Origin of the sequence: Anaerolinea thermolimosa, assembly GCF_001050195.2 — a bacterium.
Classification (GTDB): domain Bacteria; phylum Chloroflexota; class Anaerolineae; order Anaerolineales; family Anaerolineaceae; genus Anaerolinea; species Anaerolinea thermolimosa.
Genome location: NZ_DF967970.1, coordinates 20185 through 33425 on the forward strand (window position 1 = coordinate 20185; position 13241 = coordinate 33425).

A 13241-nucleotide genomic window follows, 5' to 3' on the forward strand; every position below is an offset into this window, starting at 1 on the left:
ATTCGATGAAGCATTTCAGAATCTTCCGGGTTGGGCTGGTCTGTCTGGCCTTTTTGCTTGGGGTGTTGCTGCTGGGAAGTGTATCTGGCCGTTCGATGGGGCAAACTGTCAGCTGGGGAACGGCCATTCCCCTCTCGCCAGCCGGCTCGTTTTCCTGGTTTCCGGATATTACCGCAGACCGCTCCGGCAGGGTTCATGTGGCCTGGGCCTCCGGGGTGCCCGGTTTCGATGCGGTGGTCTATACCAGCTCGGTCAATGGCGAGGTGTGGAGTCCGCCCAATGATGTAGCGGCTGTGGCACAGGAGAGCGGCAGTGCCGCCACCCGCCCGGCCATGCTGGTAGACCCGCGTGGGTATCTGCACCTTACTTTTGTGGACACGAAAACCCTGTATTATTCGCGCGCACCCATCTGGAATGCCGGTTCAGCAGCAGCATGGACAGATCGTCAGGTGCTTAGCGGGCAGCAGGTGGCTTATTTTTCTCGTATGGCCATAGACAGCAAGGGGGTTATTCACCTGGTGTATACCGAGAATGCTTCCAGTGTGGCCTGCATGGGTTGTTATCATCTGTATTATCGCCAGTCGGCAGATGCCGGAGAAACCTGGTCTCCGGCGGTGGATATCTCGCTGGAACAGGATGGGGTGGCCAAGCCCACCTTGATCATTGACTCCAAAGACCAGCTCCATGTGGTATGGGAAGGCGGGCAGGGAGGTGGCCTGGGGCAGCTTCCTGACCCAACCACGGTTAAGTACGCCGCTTCCTACGATGGTGGGGTGACCTGGACAAAAGCTACAGCCTTTTCGGTCATCGAAAATCCCAATTTAAAAAATATCACCCTGGGCATTGATCGCGAGAAGCGTCTGGTGGTGGTGTTCTGGGCGTTGCCGTATGACTGGCTGATGTATTCCGTCTCAGAGGATGCCGGAAGAACCTGGTCGGCCCCGGCACAGATTTCCGGCGTATGGGGGGCGGCGGCGGTTTATAAATCCAATCTCGATACCTATTCGATGGCCAGCGATAGCGCGGGTAACCTTCACCTCATCTTTGTAGGCCGAAAGGCCATCGATTCAAAGACGGTAGATGTCCTTGATGTGGTCTGGGATGGTCAAACCTGGTCTTCGCCAACCACGATTGCGGAATATGAGAAGGATGTGCCCGAATGGCCGCGGGTGGCGATCAGTCAGGGCAATCAGATTAATGTGGTGTGGTTTGTACGGGATGAAGCCCATATCTGGGAATCGGATAAGGGGCGTTATCGGGTGTGGTATGCGCGGGGAGTGTCTGCTGCGGCCAGTGAACCCGCTCAGATAATTCCGACCTTTACTCCGGTTTCTCCCACGCCTACACTGGAGGTTTCTCCTCCGCCGCCCTCGCCAGAGGTCACGCCTTCGGAGGTTAATTTCCCGTTGAACCCAACCCTGCGTGCTACCGAGAATGCACCGGGGGGAAATGTGCTTTATGCAGAGCAGGATTATCTGGCGGTGGTGGTTAAAGCAGTGATTCCTTCGGTTCTTTTCCTGGCCGGGGTGGTGTTGATTGCCTTCCTGCGTAAGCGGTAAGGCCCGGTGAAAGTGAAGATGAGTTGACCATGAAGATTTTATTCATCGTTCCTTACGTCCCCAGCCTGATCAGGGTTCGCCCCTATAACCTCATCCGTTATCTGGCGGCGCGCGGTCATGAGATCACCCTGCTGACGCTGTACACCTCACTGGCGGAGAGGGACGATGTGAAAGCCCTGCGCTCGTTTTGCCGCGAGGTTTATGCCCTGCCGCTGCCCCGGTGGCGATCCATGGCCAACAGCCTTCTGGCACTGCCGACCAGCACGCCTCTTCAGGCGATGTATTGCTGGCAACCTGCGTTGAGCCAGCTGGCGCGAGAGCTAATTCAAAAAGATGGGGGGTTCGATCTGGTGCATGTTGAGCACCTGCGCGGTGCGCGTTACGGGCTTGATCTGATGAACATCAAAGCGGCCTCTTCGGCATCCTCCCGGCGCCTGCCGGTGGTCTGGGATAGCGTGGATTGCATCACCCTGCTCTTCAGGCAGGCGGCGGGCCAGAGTCGGCGCCTGCTGAGCCGCTGGCTCACTCATTTTGAACTCGGGCGCACCCCCCGATATGAGGGCTGGCTGACGGGCCAGTTTGACCGGGTGCTGGTCACCTCTTCGCATGACCGCGAGGCACTGGTGGGGCTTATGCGCGGAGGGGCGCTATCGTCTCATGTGCGGGTAATTCCCAACGGGGTGGATCTGGAGTATTACACGCCGCAGAACGGCGATGTTCCCAGAGACCCTGCCACGCTGGTGATCAGCGGCAAGATGAGTTACCACGCTAATGTCACCATGGCGGTAACCTTTGTTGAAGAAGTCCTGCCGCTGATCTGGCAGCGTCACCCTGAAGTGCGCCTGGTGATCGTCGGAAAAGACCCCACTGCCGAAGTGCGGGCACTGGCACGCCATCCTGCAGTGGAAGTAACGGGTACGGTGGCTGATATTCGCCCGTATTTACATCGGGCTACGGTGGCTGTTGCGCCCATTCAATATGGGGCAGGAATTCAAAATAAAGTGCTGGAGGCCATGGCCTGCGGATTGCCGGTGGTCACCACATCCAGGGCGGTTTCAGCCCTGGCGGTGGAAGCCGGTAGAGAGGTGCTCATCGCCGATACGCCGCAGGAGTTCGCTGCGTTGGTGATCCGTCTTCTCGAGGATCCGGCCTATCGCGAACAGATTGCCCGGACCGGCCGTTGCTATGTTGAAGAGAATCATCCCTGGCCGAAGGTGATTGAGCGGCTGGAGGAGGTCTACGATGAGATTGTCTAATACAAGGGCTTTCCCTTTTGAGTATGAAACGGTGCAGAGTCGCATCTCACAGGCCAAGCAATCGCTGGTGCATGCCCACCAGTGGAAGCTTTTTGTGCTGGCTCTGATTCTGCTGGATTTTCTGTCGGTCGGCCTGGCGTTCAGAGTGGCTTATTTTGTCCGGTTCAATCTGGGCTTCCCGCTCTTTCGGCTGGAGGTCGTTCCGAATTATGAGTTTTACATCCACCTTGTCTATGTTTTGATCCCGGGCTGGCTGCTTCTCTACGCCTTTTTCGGGCTTTATAACCGGCAATATCTGCTCTCGGGCACGCGCGAGTACGCACGCATCTTTTCTGCCACGTTGACGGGAATGCTGCTGGTGATTGTGGTGGGGTTTTTAGGGCCAGATTTCGTGGTGGCGCGCGGCTGGCTGGTGGCCTCATGGCTTCTGGCGTTCCTCTTCACCAGCGGTGGGCGTTTCCTGGTGCGGCGGCTTATCCGCATCTTTCGTGAAAAAGGGTTCTTCATTGCTCCGGCGCTGATCATCGGGGCGAACGAAGAGGGGCAGTTGCTGGCCGAGCAGCTTTCGGATTGGAAGTATTCTGGCCTGAATGTGCTGGGGTATGTAGATAACCATCCCCCTGCCGAAGGGTCTATGGGGGCTCATCCTCTGCCTTACCTTGGCGGGACGCCCGCCCTGGATGAACTGGTACGCCGCTTTGGCATCGAAGAGCTGGTGGTGGCCACCAGTGCCATTTCGAGGGAAGACCTGCTCGACCTGTTCAAGAAATACGGAGTGGGAAGCGGAGTGAACCTGCGCCTTTCTTCCGGTCTGTATGAAATTATTACAACCGGGCTGGATGTGACCGAAATTGCCAGTGTACCTCTGGTAAAGGTGAATAAGGTAAGGCTAACCGGGGTCGACAGGGTGCTTAAGAACCTCATGGATTACAGTATCGCGCTGTTGCTGATGATCCCATTGCTTCCAGTGATGGGGATCATTGCCCTGTTGATTAAGCTCGATTCTCCCGGCCCGGTGATCCACCGCCGACGGGTGATGGGGGTCAATGGTAAAACCTTCGATGCCTTCAAGTTCCGCACCATGTACGTCAACGGGGACGAAATTCTGGAACAATATCCTGAGCTCAAGGAAGAACTGGCGCGCACGCATAAGCTCAAGGATGATCCGCGGGTCACGCGGGTGGGTAAATTCCTGCGGAAGTTCAGCTTGGACGAGCTTCCTCAGTTATTCAACGTACTGCGGCACGAAATGTCCATCGTTGGGCCGCGGATGATCTCTCCGGCGGAGATCAACGAGTATCGAAAGTATGGCATCAACCTGCTGACTGTGCGCCCGGGCATTACCGGCCTGTGGCAGGTGAGCGGGCGGTCAGACGTCAGTTACGATGAGCGCGTCAGGCTGGATATGTATTACATCCGCAACTGGACGGTCTGGCTTGATCTGCAATTGCTTTTACGCACCATCCCGGCGGTCATCAAAGGGAGAGGGGCTTACTGAGTTTTGTGAAAAGAGGCTTATGATCATCGTACAGGCGCCCTTGCGCATTAGTTTCTTCGGAGGCGGTACCGACTTCCCTGATTTTTACCGGCAGGAGGGGGGATGTGTGCTGACCTCGACGATTGATAAGTACATTTTTGTGACGATCAAGAACCGGTTCGATGCCAAGCTACGCGTGGGGTATACCCAGACCGAAATGGTGGACACGGTGGATGAACTCAAACATGAGTTGATCCGCGAGGCATTGCGCCTCACAGGGATCAGCCAGGGGGTGGAGATTACCACCATGGGAGACATTCCTTCAGCGGGCTCGGGGCTGGGGTCTTCGAGCGCCGTCACGGCTGGAGCGTTGCTGGCCATGTACACCTACCTGGGTGAGACGGTAACTGCCGAACAGCTGGCGCGTGAGGCCTGTCAGATTGAAATTGAACGTCTACAGAAGCCCATCGGGGTGCAGGATCAGTACGCGATTGCTTATGGCGGGTTGCGTTTCTTTGAATTCCGCCCCGATGGACAGGTGATTGGAACGAGGATTCCTATCTCGGCAGACCTGAAACGGCAACTGGACGAAAACTTCCTTCTGTTCTACACCGGTGTGGGGCGGCAGGCCGATTCGATCCTCACCGAGCAGAAGGCGAACATCCAGGACCGGCTTCAGGTGTTACGTGAAATGAGAGAAATGGCCTGTCTGGCAAGAAAAGAACTGGAACATGGTAATCTGGACGCCATCGGGAGTATGCTTGACCAGGCCTGGAAATTAAAAAAGAAACTGGCCAGCCGCATCAGCAATGGTGAGATTGATGCCCTGTACGACACGGCCAGAAAGGCCGGCGCCCTGGGTGGTAAAATCACTGGAGCAGGGGGCGGGGGTTTTCTTTTGTTGTATTGCCCGCGAGAGCGCCAGGATGCTGTGCGCCACGCTATGGGCCATCTTCAGGAATTGCCATTCCGCCTGGAGCGGGATGGCGTGAAAGTCATCTTTAATTATCGACGTTGATGTTTAAGGGAGGAGTCATATGGACAACATCCGGAAATATATTAATGATTTGCATCAGACCCTCGACCTCATCCCCATGACGGCTATTCAGGAGATGGTAGACGTGCTCGTCAGAGCGCGATTGCATGACCACCAGGTTTTTGTGATGGGCAATGGCGGGAGTGCCACCACGGCTTCTCATTTTGTGTGTGACCTGGCTAAAAACACACGCGTTTCGGGATTGCCTCATTTTCGGGTGATCGGCCTGACCGACAATGTGGCTTCGATTACAGCCTATGCCAATGATGAAGGCTATGAGATGATCTTTTCTCAACAGCTGGCCGGGCTGGTGCGGGAAGACGATGTGGTGATTGCCATTTCGGCCAGCGGGAACTCGCCCAATGTGCTCAAAGCAGTAGAGCTTGCCAACATGGCCAATGCCTTTACAATCGGGTTAACAGGGTTCAACGGTGGTAAGCTGGGCGGAATGGTGAAACTCCATGTACATGTGCCTTCCAACCGTATTGAACAGGTGGAGGATATTCATCTGATGATTGAGCACATGGTCATTTCCACCATTCGGGAGATGACTCAATCCAAACCGTTCATTGAACAGCTGGCGGCTCTGTTTGGCGCCTCTAACCGCTTGGCTGCTTCCAGGGTGGATAGCAGGCCCATCCGCAATACTTACGATCTCTTGAATGCCATCAGTCAGGAAATGAACAACTACACCGAAGTTTATGATCTGTTGCAACGTATCCTTCAACTGACGGTGGAAAGCATCGGGGCTACAAGTGGGAGTTTCCTGGTGGTGGATGAAAATGGCAATATTACCGATGGCATTCTGGCATATGCGGGCAAGGTACAGCCTGGCATCAAACAACAACTGGTGGATGTATTCAAAGAGGGCCTGGCTGGCTGGGTGATCAAAAATCAGGCATCGGCGCTGGTTCCTGATACGCAGAATGACCCGCGCTGGCTGCCGCGAGCCTGGGAAATTGGCCGGCATGGATCACGTTCGGTGATCAGTGTTCCTCTCATTGCGCGCAACCGGGTGACCGGTGTGTTGACTCTGGCGCGAAACGATACCAGCCAGTTCACTGAGGATGATCTTTCTCTGCTCACAACGGTGGCGGTGTTTCTCACATTCCAGATTTTCAACCGGCAAAGGTAATTCCTATGGATATTCGTCCCTACCTGGCTCCGATCTTTAAATGGTGGTGGCTCCTCCTGGCAGCTGCGGCGCTGGCAACCGGCACAGCCTATTTCATCCTGCGTGATCAACCCGCGGTATACACGGCACGTACCACGCTGATGATCGGGCGGACACTTTTGGAAGCCAACCCCTCGAGCAACGATTTCTGGCTCAATCAGCAGTTGAGCAGTTTGTATTCCGATATGGCCTATCGCGAGCCAGTGCAGGAGGGAGTGAAAAAAGCTCTGGGAATGACCTGGTTGCCCAAGTATGTGGTCAAGACGTTTGGAAATGGCCAGTTCATCGAGATTGACGTGATTGATACCAGCCCGGAGCGCGCCATGCATGTGGCGTCTGAGCTGGCCAACCAGTTGATTCTGGTCAGTCCGGGCAGTAAGGAAGTAAATTCGAATAATGAGGCTTTCATACAGGAGCAGCTCCAGAAGCTTCAGGAGCAGATCGTGGCGACCGAGAAAGAACTGGTTGCCAGGCAGGATTCTCTGGGAGGGCTGACCAGTGCCCACGAGATAGAACAGGCCAAGGCCGAGTTGCGTACCCTGGAGGATAAGCTCAGCCTGTTGCGCACCAACTACGCTAATCTGCTTTCCAGCAGTAAGGAGAACATCACCAATATCTTGCAGGTCATTGAGCCAGCTTCGCTGCCCGTCAGACCGACCGGTCCCAATCGTTATCTGATCATCGCTCTGTGTGGCATGGCGGGGCTGGTTCTGGGAGCAGGCTGTGCCTATTTGCTGGAGTATCTCGATGAAGCCATTCAGAACCCGGAAGAGCTGGCCCGGTTGATAGACGCTCCTATCGTGGGGTATATCTCTGACCTGGGGCGCAAAGCCAATGCCAGCCTCTATGTGGCCAGGCATCCCCGTTCACTCATGGCAGAAGCCTTCCGAACCCTGCGCGCGAACATTGAACTGCAAAACCTGGATAACGGCCCCCTGGCGTTGCTGATCACCAGTCCTGATACCGGAGACGGGAAAACCTCGGTGGCGGCCAACCTCGCGGTGAGCTTCTCACAGGGCGGGAAAAGGGTCATTCTGGTGGATGGCGATTTGCGGAAGCCTTCGTTGCATGAGTTCTTTGACATTTCAGACCGTCGTGGGTTGACCGATGTTCTGCAAGGCAAGCTCAGTGTGGAGAAGGCGCTTCGCACCTGGGACGGCGGCGGTCTGCGGCTGATCACCGTAGGCGATGAAGCCGTGCTCCCCGATCTGCTGCTCACGGCCGAGAAGGTGGAAAATCTTCTGTGTGAATTAAAACCCCTGGCGGATATTATTTTGATCGATAGCTCGCCCTTCCTGGTCTCAGATGCGATGATCTTTGCCGCCAAAGTGGATGGCGTGATTACTGTTATCCGTCCTGGCTATACCAGCCGGGAAATGGCGCGGGTGATGAAAGAGCGGATTGCCATGGCGGGTGGAAAGATCATCGGTGTGGTGCTGAACCGCATTCCATTAAAGCGCATCGGGTATTATGGCGGGTATCGTTATTACCTGCCTTACGGGTATTATGAGAAGAAAAAGAAGCGCGAAGAAGACGAAGATAAAAAAGTGCCCAAGAAAAGCGAGTTGACTTTTTCAGGCAAGTAAGAGGGGGAGTATCCTTCCTGAAGGGCGCTTTTTTACCGGCGATTGTAAGGCAAAAGCAAGGTAATTATGGAGTTTAGCAATCTCCATTATGATAAAATCATTAAAAGGGTCAGGCTGATATGCTGAAAAGGTCGGGTTTCTCTGCCGAAAGCCGTCCCTCACAGTCAGATCAGCGGGTGATTTTCCTCTTATTATTTTATAAAAAGGAGAGCTTGATTTATGAAACGCCATCCATGGATAGTTGGACTGCTGATTCTGGCGATGGTGAGCATGGCCTGTGCGTTTACAGGGGGCGGAGGTTCTCAGCCTACGGAGACCCCGGCCCCGGTTGCGACCAGCACCCCGGAGCCCACAGCTACGGTTTCTAATGTGGTTTCGAGCCTTGAGCAGGTTAAAAAGGCCACGGTTCAGATCGAAGCTCAGGGAACTTTTGTAGACCCTCAGGTGGGCACCGTTTACAATGCCGCCGGGCGGGGAACGGGCTTTATCATCGACCCCTCGGGGCTGGCGGTGACCAATAACCATGTGGTCACAGGCGCCGCGCTGTTAAAGGTCTGGGTAGGCGGTGAGCGTGAGCCGCGTTCGGCAAAGGTGCTTGGCGTTTCGGAATGCTGGGATCTGGCGTTGATCGACATTGAGGGTGAGGGGTATCCTTATCTGGAGATATATACCGGCTCGGTGGAGCCCGGCCTTGAGGTTTATGCGGCGGGATTCCCCCTGGGCGACCCGGAATACACCCTCACCAAGGGGATTGTCTCCAAAGCCAGGGCCAATGGCGAGAGCTACTGGGCTTCGGTTCCGGCAGTGATCGAGCATGACGCGCGCATTCGCGGAGGAAATTCAGGCGGCCCGCTGGTCGATGCCACCGGGAAGGTGGTGGGAATCAATTATGCTGGCAACGATCGATACGACCAGAACTTTGCCATCCGCGCTCAGGAAGCCATGTCGGTCGTCGAGAAGCTCAAAGAAGGCGATTTTGAATCCATCGGGGTTAACGGCCAGGCGGTGACCTCGGAAGATGGTTCCCTCTCCGGAATCTGGGTGTCTTCGGTGAAATCGGGTTCTCCGGCGGATAAGGCGGGGGTCAAAGGCGGCGACATTATCACCACCATGGAAGGGTTGATCCTGGCCACGGATGGCTCGATGAAAGATTACTGTGGCATTCTACGTACCCGCAATGAAACCGACACCATTTCCATCGAGGTGCTGCGTTTTGCCTCCAGTGAGTATCTGGCGGGCCAGCTGAACGGCAAGCCCCTGGAGACAAGTTTTTCCTTCGCCGGTGAACTGGGCGGCCAGACGGAGAGTACTACAGAGAACTACAGCGGGTTTGTTACCGTGCAGGATGATTACAATTCGATCCAGGTGAACATTCCGGCGACGTGGAGTGAGGTGGATGGCAGTGCGTGGGTGCTGGATGGTGAAATTATCGGCGCCAGCATTACCGCGGCGGCAAGTCTGTACAACTTCAATAACGCCTGGGATGAACCGGGTGTCTTCTTTGCTGTTTCGGATGACCTGGCCAAACTGGGGGGGTATATTCAGATTCTTGACCTGTATCGTGACGGCCTCAGGGCCGATTGTGACTATGCCGGTCGCTATGATTACAAAGACAGTGCTTTTGAGGGTGCGTATGATGTCTTTGAAAAGTGCGCGGGGACTACCAATACGGTAGTGTTGCTTTCGGCTCGCCCCCAGCAAAATAAGACGGCCTTCCTGGTCACCCTTATGGTGAATATCATGAGCGATGCCGATCTGGCCGCTCTGGATGAAATTCGGCGCACCTTTGATGTCATTGGCCCTCTGCCCTGATACGAGGGCTGAACGGCGCTGAACCTAAGGCGGGCAGGGAAACCCCTGCCCGCCTTTTTTACTCCGGTGTGATTCAGACGGTGCCTGTTTCCTGGCGAATATCGATGATTTTTTCTACAAGGGGCTCGAAGGCCTGTTTGAGTTCATCCAGGGGCACGTCGGCCACTTTGAAGGTGAGGGTGCGCGTCTGGCTGCTCTCTCCCTGGATGGCTCCCATGCCGTGAATATTGCCGCCCAGCCGGTAAATGGCGCCCGCCAGTTCATAGAGCTTGCCGGGAGTGTCGGGCACTTCTACCGTGATGCGCACACCTGCAGAGCGGGCGCCGAGCATTTCCAGGAAGATTTTGAAGATGTCGGTTTCGGTGATCATCCCTACCAGGCGTTCTCCGCGCATCACCGGCAACCCGCCGATTTTTTTATCGGCCATCAGGCTGGCGGCTTCTTCGACGGTGGTGTCTTCGGTGGTGGTGATCACTTCGCGGGTCATGACCCGTTCCACGGTGATTTTTGAAAGAAGATAATTGATCTCCCAGACGCTGAGCGTGGTGGCTTCTGAGGGTGAGGCGTTCATCAGGTCTGAGTCGGTCACAATGCCGATCAATTTGCCGCGTTTATCGAGCACAGGATAGCGGCGCACTTTATCTTTCCGCATCCGGGCGAGCGCATCCTGCACCGGCACGTCCGGGGTGATGGTCAGCACAGGGTGAGACATGCGTTCTCCAACAAACATGGTGGAATCCTCCTTCTGAAGTACATGCGGATGGTCTGCCTTCTATTGTAAACCGGAATGCGCGCGGATGCAGCAGCTTGGTATAATGCGCCTATGTCTTCTCATCCAAAAGTGCATGGAGCGCAAGACGCATTGCTTCTGCTGGTGTTTTTGCTGGCGCTTGGCGGCCTGGGAGGGGTGTTCTTCTGGATACAATCAGGGGTAGGCGCTTCAACCGAAGGGGCTTCCCCGACGCCATCAGCCTCCCTGCCCCCTTCGGTCACGCCATGGCCAACCCTGACACCTTCCGAAACGCCCACCCCCAGTCCCTGGCCGACGGTTACGCCTTCGCCCACTCCTCTCAATCCGTTAAGTTGCCTGGCGCCTGATGCGCCGCGTACTGAGGGACAGGTGAGCGCGGTGGTGAGCGGGTCTGTCATTGAGGTCAAGGAAGGTGGACGGCGGTATTTTGTGCGCTATCTGGGGGTAGACCCGGTGGGCGATGGCCAGGCTTCCGCGGCCTTCAACCGCCAGCTGGTTGAAGGGCAAAGGGTGACACTGGTCTCTGATCTTGTAGATCTGGACGAGCGGGGGAACCGCCTGCGTTATGTGCTGGTGGGAGATGTGCTGGTCAATTTTGAGCTGATTCGGCGAGGGCTGGCCCTGCCGGGGTTTTCTCCGCCAGCGCAGACCTGCCAGGCGGTGTTGTTAGCCGCAGAGGCCCTGGCACGGCAGGAGAAGCTTGGCTACTGGGGGCTGGCCGAGGGCACCCCGATGCTTCCGGGGGGCACCCTCTCTGAGTCGGGGTGCGATTGCACCGTGCGCTATACCTGTGCTGATTTTTCCAGTCAATCGGCGGCACAGGCCTGTTACAACGCCTGTGGAGATTACCGGAATACCGGGCTTGACCCCGATCATAACGGGCTGGCCTGCGATGAATGAGGTTTTAGAAACGATGACGGAACAGGAAAAGTTGATCCTTCTTACCAATGATGATGGCATTCAATCTCCGGGAATTGCCGCCGCCGCCCGTTCTCTGCGGGAACTGGGCCGGTTGGTGGTGGCTGCTCCCCGCGAACAGCAAACCAGTGCCGGGCGCAGCCTGCCGGTGACGACAGACGGGAAGATCGAACGGGTGACGCTCGACTCGCTGGAGGACGTGGAGGCCTACGCGGTGGGCGGCACCCCTGCTCAGGCAGTATTACACGCTCTTCTGGAGATTCTGCCGCGCCGGCCTGACCTGGTGGTGTCGGGGATTAATTACGGTGAGAATGTGGGCAGTGGCGTGACAATTTCGGGGACGGTGGGGGCGGCAATGGAGGCTGCTGCGCTGGGTGTGCCGGCGCTGGCGGTTTCTTTGCAGATCTTCAGCGAAGACTGGTACGCCTATCACGACCTGGACTTCAGTGTAGCGGCGGATTTTACCGCGCGTTTTGCCCGCGCGATGCTCTCACGCTCCCTGCCTGCCGATGTGGATCTGCTTAAGGTGGATATTCCCGCAGATGCTACCCCGCAGACTCCCTGGCGGGTGACAAGGCAGTCACGCCAGCGGTATTACATGCCCTACCTGATCCGTGAGGGAGGCTGGCAGGAACGAGGGTTCGTCTCGGCCAGGGTGCAGGTGGATGAAACCTCGCTGGAGCCCGATTCGGATATTTATGCGCTGGTGTTTGACCGGGTGATTTCGGTCACACCGATCAGCATTGACCTGACTTCGCGGACAGACTTCACCACCCTGGAGATGCTCTTCGAAGGGACGTAAAAAAACCCCCCGGGCCGATATGCCCGGGGGAGTGGGTGAGCCGAGAAGGGAGTGGTTACTTAATCTCGTAGCTGAGGTTGACATCCACGCTGATCTGTAACTGCCCGGCGCTGACGGGCACCTGCCCGCTGGCCCCAACCCCGCCTTTCATGTCGTACATGACAGCCGGGCCAGAGCTGGCATAGCTATTCATCGAGATCAGATCGCCCAGTTGCACCCCGGCGGCAGCGGCCAGTTCCTGCGCCTGCCGCTGGGCGTCTTCTACGGCCAGCTTGCGCGCTTCGGTAATGGCGGCGGTTTTATCGAGCACATCAAAGTTGATGCTGTTGATGGTGTTGGCGCCTGAACGGACGGCGGCGTCGAGTAACTTGCCCAGGATGCTCAGGTCACGCACGGTCACATTGACCACGTTATCGACCATGTAGATCGTGCCGGTGAGCTTGCCTTCGTTATCGAATTGCTGTTGAGGGAAGATATTGAAGGCAGAGGTCTGAATGTCTTTTTCGTCGATGCCCAGTTCTTTCAGGGTATTGGCGATGGCCTGGGCTTTGGCGTTGTTCTGATTCAGAGCGTCGGTCACGTTCTCGGCCTGGCTGTGTACACCGACATTCACATACGCCACATCAGGGGCGAGGTAGACCTTCCCGTTGCCAGAAACATTGAGTTGCCGGGGGTAAGGAATGCTGGAATCCCTGGAGGTTGTGATAGGCGCCGCCTGGCAGGCCGAGAGGGCCAGAACCAGGATCAGTCCGAGGAAGAGAAGTACGGATAAACGGTTGTGTTTCATAACAGGTCTCCTGTGGTAGTAGGTTATTCTGCAGGTAAGACGCACCCAATGGCTAAAAGTTCCCATTGAGACGATTATTTTGA

At 56.2% G+C, this 13241-nt stretch carries 11 protein-coding genes; 9 read left to right on the forward strand and 2 right to left on the reverse strand.

Features of this window, described 5'->3' with window-relative positions:
• Positions 1–5 precede the first annotated feature (5 nt).
• The 7 genes from ATHL_RS18210 to ATHL_RS18240 all read left to right on the forward strand — a co-directional run bounded on the left by ATHL_RS18210 (position 6) and on the right by ATHL_RS18240 (position 9900).
• Complete coding sequence (locus ATHL_RS18210) at positions 6–1559, forward strand: sialidase family protein (protein WP_062196576.1); 1554 nt, start codon at positions 6–8, stop codon at positions 1557–1559.
• Between the two features lie 29 nt (positions 1560–1588).
• Positions 1589–2815: a glycosyltransferase gene (locus ATHL_RS18215; protein WP_062196578.1), complete on the forward strand. Its 1227-nt coding sequence runs from the start codon at positions 1589–1591 to the stop codon at positions 2813–2815.
• Positions 2802–4313 carry a sugar transferase gene (locus ATHL_RS18220; RefSeq protein ID WP_084001731.1) on the forward strand — a complete coding sequence of 504 codons (1512 nt, stop codon included), beginning with the start codon at positions 2802–2804 and terminating at the stop codon, positions 4311–4313. Before ATHL_RS18215 ends, ATHL_RS18220 begins: the two co-directional genes overlap by 14 nt.
• A gap of 19 nt (positions 4314–4332) precedes the next feature.
• Complete coding sequence (locus ATHL_RS18225; RefSeq protein ID WP_062196580.1) at positions 4333–5310, forward strand: GHMP family kinase ATP-binding protein; 978 nt, start codon at positions 4333–4335, stop codon at positions 5308–5310.
• A gap of 19 nt (positions 5311–5329) precedes the next feature.
• Entirely contained in the window at positions 5330–6463 is a 1134-nt protein-coding gene (locus ATHL_RS18230; protein ID WP_062196582.1) for a GAF domain-containing protein, read from the forward strand.
• A 5-nt stretch (positions 6464–6468) separates the two neighbouring features.
• Positions 6469–8088, forward strand: a complete 1620-nt coding sequence (locus ATHL_RS18235; RefSeq protein WP_062196583.1) for a tyrosine-protein kinase domain-containing protein — start codon at positions 6469–6471, stop codon at positions 8086–8088.
• 219 nt (positions 8089–8307) lie between these two features.
• A complete protein-coding gene (locus ATHL_RS18240) occupies positions 8308–9900 on the forward strand; it encodes a S1C family serine protease (protein ID WP_062196585.1) in 1593 nt (530 codons plus the stop codon).
• A 73-nt stretch (positions 9901–9973) separates the two neighbouring features.
• Here the strand turns inward: ATHL_RS18240 and ATHL_RS18245 are convergent, their stop codons facing one another.
• Entirely contained in the window at positions 9974–10630 is a 657-nt protein-coding gene (locus ATHL_RS18245; protein ID WP_062196587.1) for a CBS and ACT domain-containing protein, read from the reverse strand.
• A 93-nt stretch (positions 10631–10723) separates the two neighbouring features.
• Between ATHL_RS18245 and ATHL_RS18250 the strand changes: the two genes are divergently transcribed.
• Positions 10724–11551, forward strand: a complete 828-nt coding sequence (locus ATHL_RS18250) for a thermonuclease family protein (RefSeq protein ID WP_062196589.1) — start codon at positions 10724–10726, stop codon at positions 11549–11551.
• Positions 11544–12371, forward strand: a complete 828-nt coding sequence (gene surE, locus ATHL_RS18255) for a 5'/3'-nucleotidase SurE (protein WP_084001733.1) — start codon at positions 11544–11546, stop codon at positions 12369–12371. The genes ATHL_RS18250 and surE overlap by 8 nt, the downstream gene beginning before the upstream one ends.
• A gap of 55 nt (positions 12372–12426) precedes the next feature.
• Here the strand turns inward: surE and ATHL_RS18260 are convergent, their stop codons facing one another.
• Positions 12427–13158 (reverse strand): SIMPL domain-containing protein, encoded by a 732-nt coding sequence (locus tag ATHL_RS18260; RefSeq protein ID WP_062196593.1) that lies wholly within the window; start codon positions 13156–13158, stop codon positions 12427–12429.
• Positions 13159–13241: the final 83 nt, after the last annotated feature.